Source organism: Klebsiella sp. PK01, from assembly GCF_057624675.1.
This window is the reverse complement of the sequence record NZ_JBYEZM010000002.1, coordinates 806,527-821,891: the sequence shown is the minus strand read 5'-3', so window position 1 is coordinate 821,891 and position 15,365 is coordinate 806,527. Positions and strand designations below refer to the sequence as shown.

Here is a 15,365-nt window from a genome sequence, read left to right as displayed (position 1 = left end):
GCCGCCTTCTGGCGGTCTTTTCATATCTATTCGTACCCCAAAGGTAATAATTATCCACATACGGTTGATCTTTTTTCATGCTCAGCACAAAATGACCGATAACAATAACCAAATGGAGACAGCAAAGTGAAGATAGTTACCAGAATGGAGGCGGCGAAGGCCGGTCTTAACCGGTACTTCACCGGAAAGCGCTGCCGTAATGGTCATCTTGCAGAGCGTTATGTTCTGAACGGAACATGCGTTGAGTGCGCAATGAACAGCGCACACCGTCACCGCGATGAATTTACCTGCGCCCTGAAAGCTGCAAGGGGTGAGGCATGACATCCGCCGCGTATTACAACGAAATAGACCCTTTTGCAGCTCAATGGCTGCGTAACCTCATAGCCGCCGGGCATATCGCCCCGGGCGAAGTTGACGAACGGAGTATTGAAGATGTCACACCTGACGACCTCAGAGGATTTACCCAGTGCCACTTTTTCGCCGGAATTGGCGTCTGGTCCCATTCCCTCCGCCTCGCAGGATGGCATGACGATCGCCCGGTCTGGACTGGCTCCTGCCCGTGCCAGCCTTTCAGCGCGGCAGGCAAAGGCGATGGGTTTGCTGACGAGCGGCACCTTTGGCCCCACTTCTTCCATCTCATCAGCGAGCGCAGACCTCAGCATGTCTTTGGCGAACAGGTTGCAAGCGGTAACGCAAACACATGGTTCGACCTTGTACAAGCAGATCTGGAAGGAGTGGGATACGCCTTCGGGCTTGTGCCGTTTACGTCAGAGGGCATCGGTGCGCCGCACATCAGAGAGCGGGCCTACTGGGTGGCCAACGCCAACAGCGTCGTCAGTGACCGGCGCGGGAACGTCCGGGCGCCAGGGCGGGATGAATATTCAAACGGCGGCGATGATGTCCGGCTGGCCGACGCCGGTCGCGAACACAAAGGATCAGCCAGAAACAAAGAGAGGGCTGGAGAATCTTGCCGGGCTGGTGAAGATGGCGGGCTGGGTAACGCCAACGTCACGCGACTGGAAAGATACGGCGGGAATGACAGCGCAGCGGGACGGGAAGGAACGACTGGACCAGTTGACGCGCCAGGCGTACACATGCGGGCCCTTGAGGTTAACAGTTTTTGGCGAGATGCGGACTGGCTCTTATGTCGAGATGGGAAATGGCGTCCAGTTGAACCCGGCACATTCCCGCTGGTTGATGGGGCTGCCGCACACCTGGGACGAGTCGAGCCCGGGGTGGCAAGAGTGGCAAGCAGCAACCGCGTCGGCAGACTCAAAGGCTACGGCAACGCCATAAACGCTCAGGCTGCCGCTGAGTTCATTCGTTCTTATGTGGAGGTAAACGATGGCCGGTGACTGGATAAAGATGCGCGCTGACCTTCATACGCATCCAAAAGTTGTCCGCATGGCGTCCGCATTGAAAGCGGACAGACTTCGGATAGTTGGCGGACTACATTCCGCATGGTGTCTTTTTGATGTCCATTCTGTTGATGGTTTTCTTGACGGTTACAGTCCTGAGACGCTTGATGATCTCATCGGATTTCCAGGCTTTGCCCGGGCGATGATGGCAGTTGGATGGCTTGAAGAAGATGGTGAAAGCCTAGTAATGCCGCGCTTTGAAGCCCATAACGGACAGTCTGCAAAGCGTCGGGCACAGGACGCAGACAGGAAAAGAGTTAAGAGAAATGTCGTCAAAATGTCCGCATCAGAAGCGGACGAAATGCGGACCAGAGAAGAGAAGAGAAGAGAAGATATAAAAGATATAGATCCCCCCAACCCCCCACGGGATAGAAAGCAGTTGAAACAGTATCCGTATCCTGAGCAACTCAATGCCAGTGCATGGGATGAGTGGAAAAGATATCGGGCTGAAATGCGATTCAAAGCTTATGCCCCTACAGAGAGGAGCGAGGGAGCAGCCATCACAGAGCTGATAAACCTTTCTGGTGGGAACCATGAACGACAGATGCAGATCGTGAAGCAGAGCATGGCCAAGGGGTGGAAAGGGCTTTTCGAGCTAAAGGAATCACTTACCAGGCGGGATGTAAACGCCATATCTGTGCCGGATACGAGTATCCCGCAAGGATTCAGGGGCTGACATCCATCCTGAGAAGCGACAGCGGCGCGGTAGCGCATTTTTTTACGCCTCAATTGTTACCTGTAGGGTAAAAATAAATGCGCATAGCTATTGAATATAATCCGTATATGGATTTAAATTACCTAAGAGGTAAATCATGAAGAAACAACTTCAGGCACTCGGAAGGCTCAAGTCTGGCCAGATGAACAAAACCGAAACCGCCTATGCGCAAGAGCTTGAACTGCGTAAGCGCTACGGGGAAATAGCCTGGTACCGGTTCGAAGGTATCAAGCTGCGACTGGCTGACAACACGTTCTACACGCCTGACTTCGCAGTGATGCTTGCCGGCGGGCAAATGGAATTGCACGAAGTGAAGGGCTACTGGACAGACGACGCCAGGGTGAAAACCAAAGTCGCAGCTGAACAGTATCCGTTCCGGATCATCGGGGTAACGAAGCTACCAGCAAAAGCCGGCGGCGGTTGGAAGGTCGAAGAGTTCTGAATTGACGATCTTCATAGATTTCAAATGAATCAATAAGTTAAGTGGGTAATCGGGGGTAATGATGGATCTGAATAAGTTAAGTCGTCGTCAAGCGTGGATACTCGGCATCGGTGCATGCCTGGCAGTGTGGGGAGTGATTGTCTCGGTGATCGCTATTGGCGTCATGGTTGTGCGCAATGGGGTGTGCTCATGAATAACGAAATCGAATTCAAATTTGGTGACTACGCCATCATCGAGCAAAAGCGCCATGGCGTGCCTAACGAGATGTTCGTTCACAAGGTGATTGATCAGCTTCGCTCAAATACCTGGGTTGATGTTCCTGTGCAGTCTCCCGCGACCGAAACATCCCATGACGAAATGGAAGATGTTTGTTGGTGCATTTGCTGCGGAGTTGATGAGACCAAAGTACGCGCATACCGCGTTAAGGATATGCAACGTTCCAATCTCTCACCAAATGGCGGAGAAGCAACTGCACTGGCGCTCACTCTTGAGAAGAGTCGAGAAGCATCAGGCTGCCCAGCTGGCGTAGACCTGCAGGACTGGGTGAAGCAGCTGGCGTCGGAGAATGTGCAGGTAAGAGAACGTCACCGTTTTATTCGCGCACTGGCGGTTTCAATTCTTGAGCATAGCGGCGGCCGTCATGACTGGCGCGGAGCTATGGAAGACGCATCTGATTTGGTGAAGACGGTCGATGAGGTTTACTCCAATACCCCCGCCACCGATCGCATCGTAGCCGAAGCTGAGGCGCGCGGAATTGAAAAGGGCATTGCACACCTTGAGAACAAATTCAGCAATATCGGCGTTCAGATTATGAATCTGCAATGGCTGGCTGATTCGCTGCGCGAGGGGGCCGACAAATGATCCACTTCCACGGAGGGCCAATCACGCCAGATACCTGTGCGTTGAAGGCGTGGAAGGGGCGCCATGCGTTCATTAGCTTTGCAAACGCTGGTCAGTTAGCACTGGCTAGCGAGGTTACTCAATCATTTGCTCTGGATAACGGCGCATTCAGCTTCTGGACGAAAAAACGCGTGGTGGACTGGAACGAATATTACGCCTTTGTCGCAAAGTGGATGAACCATCCTCGATTTTCCTTTGCTGTAATTCCTGACGTCATCGGAGGAACGAGTGAGGAGAACGATGCACTGATTGCCGAGTGGCCTCACGGTAAAATTATCGGCGCGCCTGTGTATCACTTCAATGAACCGGATGAACGCTTCATCCGCCTGTGCCATGAGTTCCCGCGGGTATGCATCGGATCAATGGGAGAGTACGACGCGAAGCGCCCTAGAGCTTGTCGGGCGAAACTCCGTGACCTAATCCGCCATGTCGTGGACAAGAACGGATATCCGATTGCCAAGTTGCATGGCCTGCGCATGCTCAATGCCGACATATTCCGCCACATTCCTCTGTCGTCAGCTGATAGCACAAACGTAGCCCGTAATATCGGCATCGATAAATCCTGGCAGAAATCAGCCTATGCGCCGGCCAGCAAAGAGACTCGCGCCGCTGTACTCGTTGAGCGTATCGAGTCAATGAACAGCGCCAGCGCGCTCAACTATAACGCCGATCGCGACCGCTTTATGCCGCAACTGGCATTTGAGATTTAGGGAGTCAACTATGACTGATATCACCGAACTGGCGCAGCGAGAGAAATTCGAGGCGTGGGCACATAGCCAGAAACTTAGCCTTGCTTATGGAGATTGTGGTTACGCTTTTTCCTCAACAGAAATGGCCTGGCGTGCATGGATGGCGTCATCCGCTGAGCTGGTAGAGGCGCTGGAGAAGGCGCAGCAGCGAATTGATGAACTGGAGAACGATGAGGTTCGCCAGCGCCTGGCTAACGCTGAGCATCAACTCAACATGGCTGAACTGGCTAAAAACAATCTGAGAGCCAGTCGTAAGGCACAGTTCCGCAAGCGTAAGGCGGCTGAGCAGCGCATCGCCGAGCTGGAGTCCCGCACCGTCACCGTGAAGCTGCCGGATGATGAAGATGGCCAAGCATACGGATTCGGAAAGTGGGCAAATGGAAAACTCCCTGCGACAACAGGAACCATGACAATTGCATATTGCGAAGATGCCTGGCGGGCTGCCTTTGAGGTGTTCTCGTCTGCCGCTGGCATCAAGGTGGAAGCTGAGTGATGGCTATCACCGAGGGATATTGCGCTGATTTGTATTGCGACTGTGAAGGTTGTCAGTCAGGGAAAATCTATCCGCAGGGGCAGGCTGATTTTATTGGCCGGAATATGACAGACATTTCTCGGCAGGCGCGCAAAGCTGGCTGGCGCATCAGCAAAGACCGCCAGTGCTGCTATGCGCCGGGCCACAAGATTTCACGGGGAGCCAACCAATGACCAAATCAACCATAACCAGAGAACGCCTGGAAGAATTAGCAGCAGGACAAAGCGGCTTTAACCTTCGAATTGCCACGCATGAAGAGTCTCAGGAACTGGCTCGCATGGCGCTGGCCGCAATGGACAGCGAGCCTGAACTAAAACCAGCGAACCTCGCCAATAAATTCTATGAGCGCTATCCACTGGCGACGTTTAAAAGCGACAGTGAAAGAGCTGAGGCTTTTGGGTATTTCATGGCTGGCGCAGAGCTCCAGTGCTTTGGTGAGTTTATTAAATACGAGGACTTATGCGGTGATGAATAAATCAACCATAACCAGAGAGCAGTTGCGCGCACTGGCAGTAAAAAAAATTGAATCGCTGAAATTTGCGATCACCCAGAGCGCCTTTACTAACATTCGCCGTGGCCTTGAAGATGAGCTGCTGCTGGCCAAGTTAGCGCTGGCCGCAATGGATAGAAACCAGGTACGCCAAGATCACGCCGAGTGGTCACAGGCTACATTCGGCAATGTTGGCCCGGTTGGCCCACTGAAGCACCTTAGCAAAGAAGCGCTGGAAGCCGCTGAACAGCCTGGCGACCTGTCGGAGTGGGCTGATATGCAGTTCCTGCTATGGGACTCCCAGCGCCGGGCTGGTATCACTGATGATCAGATTACCCAAGCGATGATCGATAAGCTGGCTGTGAACAAACAACGTGAATGGCCGGAGCCGAAAGACGGAGAGCCGCGGTTGCATATCAAAGCGCAGCCAGCGCCGGTAGTGCCGGATGGTTACGTGATGGTGCCGAGGGAGCCTACAGCAGAAATGCAGTCAGCTGGAGCCGGTGCTATCAGAATCGAAACTACTGCGCTTAATAAGCTATGGACTGGAAATGCTGTGTTCCGAGCCATGCTCGCAGCCGCCCCGCAGGAGGTGAAGTGATGACCTTCAACCGGTACGTCTTTACGGTCATGCTGCCTAATTTAATTTTCTGTAAAATAGTAGGTAAACCAGCAAAAGCGATAGAGCAGATAGCGCGCAGGGTGCGTATGGCATGCGTCCGTCGCATGCAACGCGTCATAATGGATGCTCCGCCAAGGGAGGAGAGAAGTGAGTAAATCCCCAGCAGAACGCAAAGCCGCGCAGCGCGCGCGGCAGTCCGCCGCCGGCAATCGCAAGATTGAACTGGTGCTGGATGAGCAGGAGCAGGAAATGTTGGCGCGCAATTGTGCCGCCCGGCGCCCTGGTCGCGATCCCTATGAGATGGCCGAGTACATCGCGTTGCTGATCCGCCAGGATGATGCGCGGGTGCACGGCCGTATAAAGTCAATCAGCAAGCGCCGCTGCGGTAAGTGTGGCGATGCGCTGCCGGTGGCGTCATGCCCGTGCGCTGGCGATTCCCAATGCTGGGCCACACTTGGCTGGCACGAAACAAAATTACCTCTGTGACATGTCACGACAGATTGACTAAATCCTCACATGATTATACTGTTTAAATATACAGTATTTTTATGTGAGGTCATCATGGGTTTTCCATCGCCAGCCAAAGACTACGTCGAGCGTACCCTATCCCCAAATATCCTGTGCCACATTGATGGCAATTGCCGGGTTATCGAAACCAGCGCCGGATACGCCGTTATCAATACCGCCATCAGGCCAAAGCAGGGGAGTAACATTCTGATATCTCTGTGCGGCCTCCTGCAGTTTGCAGTAGTGCGCGGGAAGGCAATCATCACCGATGACGGCGAAGCGATTGAAGGCGATGCGCTTGATGATGTTGACGTGAAAGGGGTGCTGACGTTCCTGGTTAATCGTGCCGACTGGCAGAGAGAAGATGATATTCCGATCATGTAACATCCTGGCTGGCATGATAGTATTACCATAGCGGTAATAATTACCCGGAGTGTTACCATGCCAAAGGACCCGAAACGAAAATCAACGCAGTTCAAGCCGCTGACAGTCCAGCAGGAGGCTTATTGCCAGGAGTATGTGAAATGCCCTGAGAATCAGACTCAGGCGGCAATTAACGCCGGATACTCACCAAATACAGCGGGCAAGTTCGCCAGCCAGAACATGCGCGATGCGCGTATTCAGAAACGAATTGCTGAGCTGATGGAAGACCGCAACAAGCGCCTGCGCGTCAGTGCCGATTATGTCCTGCTACGCCTGGTGGAAATCGACCAGATGGATGTGCTGGATATCCTGAATGATGACGGCGGGCTGAAGCCGATCCGCGAGTGGCCGAAGATATGGCGCACCACACTAAGTGGCTTTGACCTGTCGTCAACCATCATGAATATGGATGAGACCACGATCGAGACCATCCTCAAGAAAATAAAATGGCCCGACAAGGTGAAGAACCTCGAGCTAATCGGTAAGCACGTCGACGTGATGGCGTTCAAAGAGCGCATGGAAGTTAACGTGAACGTCACTATCGCCGACCGCATGGCCGCCGCGCGTAAGCGACTGAAAGAGCACAATGGTGGCGACCAGTGACCAATGCCGTGCTATCTCCGGAAGAACAGCTGATCGACGATATCGCCAGTTTCACGCATGACCCGCTGGGTTATGCGCTTTATGCGTTCCCGTGGGGCGAGGATGGCACAGAGCTGGCTCACGCCACCGGGCCGCGACAGTGGCAGGCTGATGCATTCCGCGAGATAGGCGAGCACCTGCAGAACCCGGAAACACGTCACCAGCCGCTGATGATTGCCCGGGCCTCCGGTCACGGTATCGGTAAATCCGCTTTCATCTCAATGCTGATTAACTGGGGAATGTCCACCTGCGAGGATTGCAAGGTGGTGGTGACCGCCAACACCGACAACCAGTTGCGCACGAAGACCTGGCCGGAAATCATCAAATGGTCGAACCTTGCTATCAACAAAGACTGGTTTACCTGTACCGCCACGGCGATGTACAGCAACGATCCCGGCCACGACAAACGCTGGCGCGCTGACGCAATCCCATGGTCTGAGCACAACACAGAAGCGTTCGCCGGCCTGCACAACGAGCGCAAGCGTATCATCGTCGTATTCGATGAAGCATCCAACATTGCCGATCTGGTGTGGGAGGTAGCCGAGGGTGCGCTGACGGACGAAGATACCGAAATTATCTGGGTGGCGTTCGGTAACCCGACGCGCAACACCGGGCGTTTCCGTGAATGCTTCCGCAAATACAAGCACCGCTGGAAGTGCGCGCAGATTGATTCCCGCACCGTGGAAGGCACCAACAAGCAGCAGCTTCAGAAGTGGGTGGATGACTACGGCGAAGATAGCGACTTCGTGAAGGTGCGTGTGCGCGGGATCTTCCCTGATGCGTCAGAAAACCAGTTTATTCCTTCTGGCCTGACTCAACCCGCAGTTGGCAGAGTGATCACTCATGCACAGGTTCAGCATGCCGCAGTAGTACTCGGCGTAGACCCGTCCCACCAGGGCAAGGACCCGGCAGTTATCTACCTACGGCAGGGGTTGCATTGTAAAAAGCTTGGAGAGTGGCAGCGAACCACTGATGACGTGTTGTTTGCTAAGGTGATAGCTGACTTTGAAGACCAGTATCAGGCTGATGCTGTATTTATTGACTATGGCTATGGTACCGGCCTTAAGTCAGTTGGTGATAACTGGGGGAGGGCCTGGACACTAATTCAGTTTGGTAGCGGAACAGCTGATCCAGAAATGGGTAATAAGCGCGGGGAAATGTATAAGTCAGCCCGCGACGCGCTGAAGTTGGGAGCTCAACTTGATAGTCAGGATCTGGCCGACGAGCTGAGCGCCCCTGAATACAAAGTCAGACTGAAAGACAGTAGAAAGATTTTGCAGGACAAGGAAGAAGTGAAGGAGCTGCTGGGGCGATCACCAAACAATGCTGATGCATACGTACTTACCTATGCGGCTCCAGTGACCAAAAAACAGTTTAACTATGGGCAGCAAGGCCAGCAGGGCAAGGCCATCACTGACTATGACCCATGGGCATAAAAAAGCCCGCACATCGGCGGGCTCACTATTCACTCTTTACCAAGAGTGAACCAAACTGTGGAATATAAAGCGCCGTAATCATCATGAGACTGTGATTCAGTAGTCTTCAGTAACACCCATCCATTAGCTAACAGACGATTTGCCTTCTGAGCATCATCGGTCTGTTCGATCTCTTTAATTTTAGTTAAATCATAAGCCTGATCTGACATGAAGCCTCCTTGCTGTGTGAGGCTTGATATTACCTGTTAGGTAGGAGGCAGGCAAAAGCAAAACGTTAATGCGATGATTAAGTGTGACATGTCACGGAATTACATTAACTCTTTCCATTCTACCCATTTTCCCGTTCTGCGTTTAACTTCCTCTCTCTTAAGGAATAGCAACTCTCGACAACGCTCGCAGCCATCAAATTCATCTGAATTTTTCTTAAATGGTGCGCCGCGTCGATAGGTGTACGTTCCGCAAACACAGCGAACGACGTACCTTGCTCCTGATTTTCCACCACCCTGCTGCTCAGCAAGGCCAATGATTTTTAGCCTGCCACGAACCCTTCCAATCATCGACTCAACTTCACGACGATGTTGCGGGTTTTTAATGTTGCAGGTCGGAAAAATAGGAAGTGGTAGATCACTGTCACCAGTTTGAATAACTTTATTTGGCGTCCAATCCACGCCCTTACCAACAACTCTCGCAGCAACCCGGTCAACAGGAAGACGCTTCATGTCGAAAAGATCTTTACTCATTCCAATCACCTTAAAAAAATGCCCGGCGAACCGGGCGAAATGGAAGCAATGAAGGGTGCCTTCCTTGGCTGGGTGTCACAGGGTTTACAGCATGAAGTCATCGTGATGGCGTCCTGCTGTAAAAAGGGCGGTGGTCAGAAAGGGAATAACTGCCACCGCCAAGTCTACACACAGCAATGTCTCTGGTACTGCATCACGGTCCTGAGGCGTGAATTGGTTGTGGTGCTGTGCGTCAGCATTTCCGTCGTCGCCTTGGTATCCGCCGCAACCGAACCAACTAGCATCTGGAAAACCACAACGGAAAGAGCACTGACAGGCGGCACCGCCCTTACTAATCGCCAGCGTCTGACTGGACACTTCAATGCTCTTACCTGTTGCATCCTCGTCTCTTCCGAGGTGTCACACCGAACCGCCACAATGGTGAGTTGCAACTTCGTGCCTAAACGATGGCTTGCACATTCCGGCTACCCGCTCGGGGGTAAAGAGACCAAGGAACCCCGCCGGACCGCTAACGACACATGTGCCATATGCCGTGAATCAACAGCATCGCTGTTACCTTAAAGGTAATAATTGCAACCAATAAAGTCAATATACTACGCGAAATAATTCATATGTGGTTAAATTGGTAATAATTTAAACGCGTATGGAGTATCGATATGTGCATTGGCAGCAAGCCATCAGTACCTGCAGCACCAGAAGTTCAGGCGGCACCGCAGGAACAGGATCAGGCTGTGGTCGATTCCCGCGATGAAGAAACCCGCCGCCGCCGCGCGGCCGCCGGTCGTAGCTCTACGCTGCTGACCAGTGCACAGGGTGACACCTCCACCGCCAATACCAGCGGTAAAACGCTGCTCGGTCAGTAACAGGAGCGCGGGATATGGCGGAAACCATTAAAGAGCAACTGCTGAAGCAGGTGGCTTTGCTCAATAACGATCGCTCTTCGTTCGAGCCGCACTGGCGCGAGCTGAGCGACTTTATCAACCCGCGCGGATCCCGATTCCTGGTCACTGACGTCAATCGCAATGACCGCCGTAATTCAAAGACTGTTGACCCAACAGCGACGCTGGCAAACCGCACGCTATCAAGCGGCATGATGTCAGGCATCACTTCGCCAGCGCGCCCCTGGTTTAAGCTGGCAACGCCGGATCCGGACATGATGGACTATGGCCCGGTTAAGCTGTGGCTTGAAGCCGTCCAGCGCCGGATGAACGAGGTCTACAACAAATCGAATTTGTACCAGTCTCTGCCACTGCTCTACAGCAGCCTGGGCACTTACAGCACTGGTGCGATGGCCGTTCTGGAGGATGACGAAGACGTTATCCGCACAATGATGTTCCCAATCGGCAGTTACTACCTGGCGAACTCTGCGCGCGGCAGCGTCGATACCTGCTATCGCAAATTCACCATGACCGTGCGTCAACTGGTGATGGAATTCGGTATGAGCAACGTCAGCACCTCCGTCAAAGGGCTGTGGGAGTCCGGCTCATATGAAACGTGGATCGAAGTGATTCATGCCGTATATCCCAACATCGACCGCGATACCGGAAAACTGGACAGCAAAAACAAGCGCGTCAAATCCGTTTATTTTGAAGTTGGCGGAGATAACGACAAGCTGCTGCGTGAGTCTGGTTTCGATGAATTTCCGATTATGGCGCCGCGCTGGGAAGTTAACGGCGAGGACGTTTACGGCTCATCCTGCCCTGGCATGATCGCTCTTGGTCAGGTTAAAGCTCTGCAGCTTGAGCAGAAGCGCAAAAGCCAGTTAATCGACAAGGCAACTAACCCGCCGATGGTTGGGCCTTCTTCCCTCAAATCACAGCGCGTCTCTCTTCTTCCTGGAGATGTGACGTATCTGGATGTGATGACAGGCCAGGAAGGATTAAAACCTGCCTACTTGGTAAACCCGAATACTGCTGATCTTCTCGCTGACATTCAGGATACGCGGCAGATGATTAACAGCGCCTATTTCGTCGACCTCTTCATGATGCTGCAGAACATCAACACGCGCTCTATGCCGGTTGAGGCAGTGATCGAGATGAAAGAAGAGAAGTTACTGATGCTGGGACCTGTGCTTGAGCGTCTGAACGATGAATGCCTGAACCCGCTTATCGATCGCACCTTCTCCATCATGGTGCGCAAAAACCTTTTACCACCTCCGCCAGATGTACTTCAGGGAATGCCACTGAAGATTGAATACATCTCCGTCATGGCGCAGGCGCAGAAATCTATCGGTCTATCCAGTCTGTCATCCACCGTTGGCTTTATTGGCCAGCTTGCTCAGGTCAAACCTGAAGCACTCGACAAGCTTGATACAGACCAGGCCATTGACGCTTTCGCTGAAATGTCAGGCGTATCGCCAACGGTCATTGTCCCTCAGGAACAGGTTAACCAGATTCGCCAGGATCGCGCTCAGCAGCAACAACAGCAGCAGGCAATGGCAATGGGTATGGCTGCGGCGCAAGGCGCCAAGACGCTTAGTGAAGCGCAGACCGCAGATCCGAGCGTGCTCACTGCTATCTCTGGCGCCGTCGGCGCACCTGCAGGAGGTCAGCAATGACAGATATCGATGACGAAAAACTCAGGGCAGAGCGTGAAATAGAGGCGCGCGAGCGTGAGCAGCGCGATATCGACGATATCAAATTTGTCATGGATAGCGAGAAAGGCCGCCGCGTCGTCTGGCAGATCCTGGTCGAAGGCCAGGTATTTGGAGCCTGCTTCAGTCCAGACCCATACGTTACAGCATTTAACGAAGGTAAGCGCAACCATGCGCTGTCGCTGTTCCAGCGCGTCATGGTGCATTGCCCTGATCAGTATCTGAAGATGGCCGCAGAGGCTAACGAGGTAACCAAATGAGCCAGTTACAAAAACAGCGCATCGTCCGCTTTGATGGCAATAAACAGATTGTTGAGGTTCCAGATCCTGCCGCTGCGGTTATTGGTCCACCAACAACTACCGATTACGGCGGAGTTAAGTTGGGCGCCACTATCGCAGCAGCCGCTGCGGCAACTGCTACCGCAGACACTGCATCGAGTGCCTCTGATGTAGCTGGTCTGCTTACTGACCATAACGACCTGGTGACGAAATACAACGCGCTTCTGACGGATGTCGCTTCGATTCGTACCACGCTGAACGCTGTCCTTGCGCAGCTAAAAGCCAAAACAATTCCTGTTTAAGGGGATAAGCAATGAATTTGTTCGAACGTTTGATGTATCGCCGCCTTTGCAACGAGCAGCCTGCCGACGGTGGTGCCGCTCCGGCTGCGGCATCTGAACCTGCACCGGCGGCCGGTGATAACCCTGCTGGCAAACCTGCGTCGACAGAAGCAGCTTCTGACGCTCCTGAAGATGGCGCTGATCCGGAAAAGCCGGACGAAAGCAAAGCGCCGGATGATGGCAAGCAGGAAGAAAAGAAAGATGACGACAAGCCTGATGGTGCGCCAGAGAAATACGAATTTACCGCTGGAGAAGGCGTTGAGCTGGATACCGAAGCGCTGAAAGATTTCGAACCGGTAGCGCGCGAGCTGAACCTGACCAATGAGCAGGCGCAGAAGTTAGTCGATGCATACCCGAAGATTCTGGCAGGCGTCCAGCAGCGCCAGGCGGAAGCATGGCAGGCGCAAACTGAAGAGTGGGCGGCAACTGTGAAGGCCGATAAAGAAATCGGTGGCGACAAGTTGACGGCAAACCTCGGCGTTGCGCAGCGCGCTCTGGATACCTTCGGTACACCGGAGTTGAAGGAATACCTGAACGGCACTGGTCTCGGTAACCACCCGGAACTGGTGAAGGCGTTCATCAAAGTAGGTAAGGCCATGTCGGAAGACGGCATGGTTACAGGTAAAGAAAGCGGTCAGCGTAGTGCGGCCGAAGTGCTATATGGCAAATAAGAGAGGATATAACCATGGCTGTTAAAGGCATTAATGCGCTGACGCTGGCTGACTGGGGTAAGCGCATCGACCCAAACGGGAAGGTTGATAAAATCATCGAGCTTCTCTCCCAGACTAACCCGATCCTGCAGGACATGCTGATCGTTGAAGGCAACCTTCCTACCGGTCACCGCACAACCGTGCGCACCGGCTTGCCGTCTGCAACGTGGCGCCTGCTGAACTACGGCGTTCCGCAGAGTAAATCGACCACCGTTCAGGTTACTGATGCTATTGGCATGCTGGAAACTTATGCGGAAATCGATAAATCACTGGCAGACCTTAACGGGAATACTGCTGAATTCCGCCTTTCTGAAGATCGCGCATTCATTGAAGCGATGAATCAGCAGATGGCTCAAACCTTGTTCTATGGTGATTCCAGCGTTAACCCGCAGCAGTTCATGGGCTTGTCTTCGCGTTATTCCGACCTGTCGGCAACTAACGCACAGAACATTATCGACGCCGGCGGTAACGGTACCGATAACACCTCTATCTGGCTGGTGGTGTGGGGTGAAAACACCGTACATGGCATCTTCCCGAAAGGGCAGAAAGCCGGGATCCAGATGGAAGATAAAGGCCAGCAAACCCTGAAAGATGCGAACGGCGGCCAGTATGAAGGCTACCGCACCCATTACAAGTGGGACAACGGTCTCTGCCTGCGTGACTGGCGCTATGTCGTGCGCATCGCGAACATCGATATTAGCGACCTGTCCGATCCGGCAGCGGCGGCGAATATCTCCAAGCTGATGGTGAAAGCGCTGCACCGTATCCCTAACCGTGGCATGGGCCGCCCGGTGTTCTACATGAACCGTACCGTAGCCCAGGCTCTTGACCTTCAGTCTCTGGAGAAATCCTCCCTGGCGATCAGCGTCAAAGAGACCGAAGGCGAATGGTGGACCAGCTTCCGCGGCGTTCCGATTCGTGAAACCGATGCGCTGCTGGAAACCGAAGCTCGCGTGGTTTAACCCCTGACTATAACCAGCCGCTCGTTACCGGGCGGCTCAATGGAGAAACAAAGATGATCCTCGACAAACTGTTGATGTTCTCCGAAGCGCAGGCGGTTACTGCCACTGCCGCTTCTACCGACGTGATTGACCTGGGGCCAATCGACGGCACCCGCCGTGATATCGGTGTTGGTTATCCGCTGGAGTTCTGGGCGATGGTTAACACCACTGCTACCGCTGCTGGCGCCGCCACCGTGAATGTGCAGTTGCAGACCAGCCCTGACAACAGCACCTGGACGACCATCTATGACAGTGGCGCGCTGGCGCTGGCTGCTCTGAAGGCTGGTAAGCGTGTGGTATCCGCGAAGGTTCCCGCAGGTGTGATGCGCTATCTGCGCGTTAACTACTCGGTGGGCACTGGCCCGCTTACCGCCGGCGCGTTCACCTCCGGTATCAACCTGGATGTTGATGCGAATACCCCGTATCCGACTCGCTCTAAAGTGACCGGCTAAGGAGATATCGATGTCAGCAGAAAAAGCAAAATACCGCGTGCTGCGTTTGTCTCATATTCACAACAACCTCTGGCCGGAAGGCTCTGAGGTTGAATATGACGGCGTTCCGGGATCTGCGCTTGAGCCGCTGAACGAAGCGGCAAAGGCGGCCAAAGCTAAAGCCTATGGCAAGGTTGCAATGGTCAATGCAGTCAAACAGTCTGAGCCGCTGAACGAAGAGGGCCATGGCGATGATGATGCTCTGGATAAGCTCCGCGAAGAGTATGAACTGCTCTTTAACGAGAAGCCGCATCACAACACCAAACCCGAAACGCTCCGCGAGAAGATCGCTGAGAAGCGAAAAGATTTAGGCGTCTGAGCCTCAGTTTAAACCA

At 53.5% G+C, this 15,365-nt stretch carries 23 protein-coding genes and 1 pseudogene; 22 read left to right on the top strand and 2 right to left on the bottom strand.

All coding sequences use genetic code 11. The annotated features are described in order from the left end of the window. Window positions 1-126: 126 nt before the first annotated feature. The 14 genes and pseudogenes from AC22LX_RS09115 to AC22LX_RS09050 all read left to right on the top strand — a co-directional run bounded on the left by AC22LX_RS09115 (window position 127) and on the right by AC22LX_RS09050 (window position 8,876). Window positions 127-321: a hypothetical protein gene (locus AC22LX_RS09115; protein ID WP_071609827.1), complete on the top strand. Its 195-nt coding sequence runs from the start codon at window positions 127-129 to the stop codon at window positions 319-321. After that, window positions 318-1,355, top strand: a complete 1,038-nt coding sequence (locus tag AC22LX_RS09110) for a DNA cytosine methyltransferase (RefSeq protein ID WP_487333944.1) — start codon at window positions 318-320, stop codon at window positions 1,353-1,355. Before AC22LX_RS09115 ends, AC22LX_RS09110 begins: the two co-directional genes overlap by 4 nt. After that, window positions 1,345-2,094 (top strand): DNA replication domain protein, encoded by a 750-nt coding sequence (locus AC22LX_RS09105; RefSeq protein ID WP_320892871.1) that lies wholly within the window; start codon window positions 1,345-1,347, stop codon window positions 2,092-2,094. Before AC22LX_RS09110 ends, AC22LX_RS09105 begins: the two co-directional genes overlap by 11 nt. A gap of 136 nt (window positions 2,095-2,230) precedes the next feature. After that, window positions 2,231-2,575: a DUF1064 domain-containing protein gene (locus AC22LX_RS09100; protein WP_193108695.1), complete on the top strand. Its 345-nt coding sequence runs from the start codon at window positions 2,231-2,233 to the stop codon at window positions 2,573-2,575. 189 nt (window positions 2,576-2,764) lie between these two features. Next, on the top strand, window positions 2,765-3,436 hold the full coding sequence (locus tag AC22LX_RS09095; RefSeq protein ID WP_487333943.1) for a hypothetical protein: 672 nt from the start codon (window positions 2,765-2,767) through the stop codon (window positions 3,434-3,436). Then, the gene (locus AC22LX_RS09090; RefSeq protein WP_487333942.1) at window positions 3,433-4,185 is read left to right on the top strand and encodes a hypothetical protein; all 753 of its coding nucleotides are present in this window, start codon (window positions 3,433-3,435) and stop codon (window positions 4,183-4,185) included. Before AC22LX_RS09095 ends, AC22LX_RS09090 begins: the two co-directional genes overlap by 4 nt. A gap of 10 nt (window positions 4,186-4,195) precedes the next feature. After that, on the top strand, window positions 4,196-4,717 hold the full coding sequence (locus AC22LX_RS09085; protein ID WP_487333941.1) for a phiTE_015 family protein: 522 nt from the start codon (window positions 4,196-4,198) through the stop codon (window positions 4,715-4,717). Next, complete coding sequence (locus AC22LX_RS09080; RefSeq protein WP_487333940.1) at window positions 4,717-4,929, top strand: hypothetical protein; 213 nt, start codon at window positions 4,717-4,719, stop codon at window positions 4,927-4,929. The genes AC22LX_RS09085 and AC22LX_RS09080 overlap by 1 nt, the downstream gene beginning before the upstream one ends. Next, window positions 4,926-5,231 (top strand): hypothetical protein, encoded by a 306-nt coding sequence (locus AC22LX_RS09075; RefSeq protein ID WP_487333939.1) that lies wholly within the window; start codon window positions 4,926-4,928, stop codon window positions 5,229-5,231. Before AC22LX_RS09080 ends, AC22LX_RS09075 begins: the two co-directional genes overlap by 4 nt. Window positions 5,232-5,379: 148 nt before the next feature. Further along, a pseudogene (locus tag AC22LX_RS09070) lies at window positions 5,380-5,688 on the top strand (DUF550 domain-containing protein); the annotation flags it as partial. Between the two features lie 327 nt (window positions 5,689-6,015). Next, window positions 6,016-6,354: a hypothetical protein gene (locus tag AC22LX_RS09065; protein WP_487333938.1), complete on the top strand. Its 339-nt coding sequence runs from the start codon at window positions 6,016-6,018 to the stop codon at window positions 6,352-6,354. A gap of 75 nt (window positions 6,355-6,429) precedes the next feature. Then, entirely contained in the window at window positions 6,430-6,759 is a 330-nt protein-coding gene (locus AC22LX_RS09060) for a hypothetical protein (protein WP_032723400.1), read from the top strand. Between the two features lie 57 nt (window positions 6,760-6,816). Next, window positions 6,817-7,401, top strand: a complete 585-nt coding sequence (locus AC22LX_RS09055; protein ID WP_015370358.1) for a terminase small subunit — start codon at window positions 6,817-6,819, stop codon at window positions 7,399-7,401. Then, complete coding sequence (locus AC22LX_RS09050) at window positions 7,398-8,876, top strand: terminase (protein WP_487333937.1); 1,479 nt, start codon at window positions 7,398-7,400, stop codon at window positions 8,874-8,876. Before AC22LX_RS09055 ends, AC22LX_RS09050 begins: the two co-directional genes overlap by 4 nt. 29 nt (window positions 8,877-8,905) lie before the next feature. On the opposite strand, the gene AC22LX_RS09045 is transcribed toward AC22LX_RS09050, so the two are convergent. Both AC22LX_RS09045 and AC22LX_RS09040 read right to left on the bottom strand, forming a co-directional pair. Then, the gene (locus AC22LX_RS09045) at window positions 8,906-9,085 is read right to left on the bottom strand and encodes a hypothetical protein (protein ID WP_396265542.1); all 180 of its coding nucleotides are present in this window, start codon (window positions 9,083-9,085) and stop codon (window positions 8,906-8,908) included. 99 nt (window positions 9,086-9,184) lie between these two features. Then, window positions 9,185-9,616 carry a hypothetical protein gene (locus AC22LX_RS09040; RefSeq protein WP_032457426.1) on the bottom strand — a complete coding sequence of 144 codons (432 nt, stop codon included), beginning with the start codon at window positions 9,614-9,616 and terminating at the stop codon, window positions 9,185-9,187. Window positions 9,617-10,272: 656 nt separating this feature from the next. On the opposite strand from AC22LX_RS09040, the gene AC22LX_RS09035 reads away from it, so the two are divergent. From AC22LX_RS09035 to AC22LX_RS09000, 8 genes are read left to right on the top strand one after another with little or no spacing between them, the layout of a single operon-like run. Further along, complete coding sequence (locus AC22LX_RS09035; RefSeq protein ID WP_015370361.1) at window positions 10,273-10,479, top strand: hypothetical protein; 207 nt, start codon at window positions 10,273-10,275, stop codon at window positions 10,477-10,479. A gap of 14 nt (window positions 10,480-10,493) precedes the next feature. Further along, entirely contained in the window at window positions 10,494-12,173 is a 1,680-nt protein-coding gene (locus AC22LX_RS09030) for a portal protein (protein WP_487333936.1), read from the top strand. Next, complete coding sequence (locus AC22LX_RS09025; RefSeq protein WP_396265546.1) at window positions 12,170-12,469, top strand: Bbp19 family protein; 300 nt, start codon at window positions 12,170-12,172, stop codon at window positions 12,467-12,469. The genes AC22LX_RS09030 and AC22LX_RS09025 overlap by 4 nt, the downstream gene beginning before the upstream one ends. Beyond that, complete coding sequence (locus tag AC22LX_RS09020) at window positions 12,466-12,789, top strand: hypothetical protein (RefSeq protein ID WP_047062726.1); 324 nt, start codon at window positions 12,466-12,468, stop codon at window positions 12,787-12,789. The genes AC22LX_RS09025 and AC22LX_RS09020 overlap by 4 nt, the downstream gene beginning before the upstream one ends. Window positions 12,790-12,800: 11 nt before the next feature. Beyond that, complete coding sequence (locus AC22LX_RS09015; RefSeq protein ID WP_487333935.1) at window positions 12,801-13,499, top strand: peptidase; 699 nt, start codon at window positions 12,801-12,803, stop codon at window positions 13,497-13,499. 14 nt (window positions 13,500-13,513) lie between these two features. Next, the gene (locus AC22LX_RS09010) at window positions 13,514-14,500 is read left to right on the top strand and encodes a major capsid protein (RefSeq protein ID WP_336193789.1); all 987 of its coding nucleotides are present in this window, start codon (window positions 13,514-13,516) and stop codon (window positions 14,498-14,500) included. A 53-nt stretch (window positions 14,501-14,553) separates the two neighbouring features. After that, window positions 14,554-14,991 (top strand): Bbp16 family capsid cement protein, encoded by a 438-nt coding sequence (locus AC22LX_RS09005; RefSeq protein ID WP_487333934.1) that lies wholly within the window; start codon window positions 14,554-14,556, stop codon window positions 14,989-14,991. Between the two features lie 10 nt (window positions 14,992-15,001). Continuing rightward, window positions 15,002-15,349, top strand: a complete 348-nt coding sequence (locus tag AC22LX_RS09000; protein WP_487333933.1) for a hypothetical protein — start codon at window positions 15,002-15,004, stop codon at window positions 15,347-15,349. The last annotated feature ends 16 nt before the right edge of the window (window positions 15,350-15,365 follow it).

Bases quoted from the DNA above. Each gene is read 5' to 3' on its own strand.
- AC22LX_RS09110 (WP_487333944.1), top strand. From the start codon at position 318: ATGACATCCGCCGCGTATTACAACGAAATAGACCCTTTTGCAGCTCAA.
- AC22LX_RS09105 (WP_320892871.1), top strand. From the start codon at position 1,345: ATGGCCGGTGACTGGATAAAGATGCGCGCTGACCTTCATACGCATCCA.
- AC22LX_RS09100 (WP_193108695.1), top strand. From the start codon at position 2,231: ATGAAGAAACAACTTCAGGCACTCGGAAGGCTCAAGTCTGGCCAGATG.
- AC22LX_RS09095 (WP_487333943.1), top strand. From the start codon at position 2,765: ATGAATAACGAAATCGAATTCAAATTTGGTGACTACGCCATCATCGAG.
- AC22LX_RS09090 (WP_487333942.1), top strand. From the start codon at position 3,433: ATGATCCACTTCCACGGAGGGCCAATCACGCCAGATACCTGTGCGTTG.
- AC22LX_RS09085 (WP_487333941.1), top strand. From the start codon at position 4,196: ATGACTGATATCACCGAACTGGCGCAGCGAGAGAAATTCGAGGCGTGG.
- AC22LX_RS09080 (WP_487333940.1), top strand. From the start codon at position 4,717: ATGGCTATCACCGAGGGATATTGCGCTGATTTGTATTGCGACTGTGAA.
- AC22LX_RS09075 (WP_487333939.1), top strand. From the start codon at position 4,926: ATGACCAAATCAACCATAACCAGAGAACGCCTGGAAGAATTAGCAGCA.
- AC22LX_RS09060 (WP_032723400.1), top strand. From the start codon at position 6,430: ATGGGTTTTCCATCGCCAGCCAAAGACTACGTCGAGCGTACCCTATCC.
- AC22LX_RS09055 (WP_015370358.1), top strand. From the start codon at position 6,817: ATGCCAAAGGACCCGAAACGAAAATCAACGCAGTTCAAGCCGCTGACA.
- AC22LX_RS09045 (WP_396265542.1), bottom strand. From the start codon at position 9,085: ATGTCAGATCAGGCTTATGATTTAACTAAAATTAAAGAGATCGAACAG.
- AC22LX_RS09040 (WP_032457426.1), bottom strand. From the start codon at position 9,616: ATGAGTAAAGATCTTTTCGACATGAAGCGTCTTCCTGTTGACCGGGTT.
- AC22LX_RS09035 (WP_015370361.1), top strand. From the start codon at position 10,273: ATGTGCATTGGCAGCAAGCCATCAGTACCTGCAGCACCAGAAGTTCAG.
- AC22LX_RS09030 (WP_487333936.1), top strand. From the start codon at position 10,494: ATGGCGGAAACCATTAAAGAGCAACTGCTGAAGCAGGTGGCTTTGCTC.
- AC22LX_RS09025 (WP_396265546.1), top strand. From the start codon at position 12,170: ATGACAGATATCGATGACGAAAAACTCAGGGCAGAGCGTGAAATAGAG.
- AC22LX_RS09020 (WP_047062726.1), top strand. From the start codon at position 12,466: ATGAGCCAGTTACAAAAACAGCGCATCGTCCGCTTTGATGGCAATAAA.
- AC22LX_RS09015 (WP_487333935.1), top strand. From the start codon at position 12,801: ATGAATTTGTTCGAACGTTTGATGTATCGCCGCCTTTGCAACGAGCAG.
- AC22LX_RS09010 (WP_336193789.1), top strand. From the start codon at position 13,514: ATGGCTGTTAAAGGCATTAATGCGCTGACGCTGGCTGACTGGGGTAAG.
- AC22LX_RS09005 (WP_487333934.1), top strand. From the start codon at position 14,554: ATGATCCTCGACAAACTGTTGATGTTCTCCGAAGCGCAGGCGGTTACT.
- AC22LX_RS09000 (WP_487333933.1), top strand. From the start codon at position 15,002: ATGTCAGCAGAAAAAGCAAAATACCGCGTGCTGCGTTTGTCTCATATT.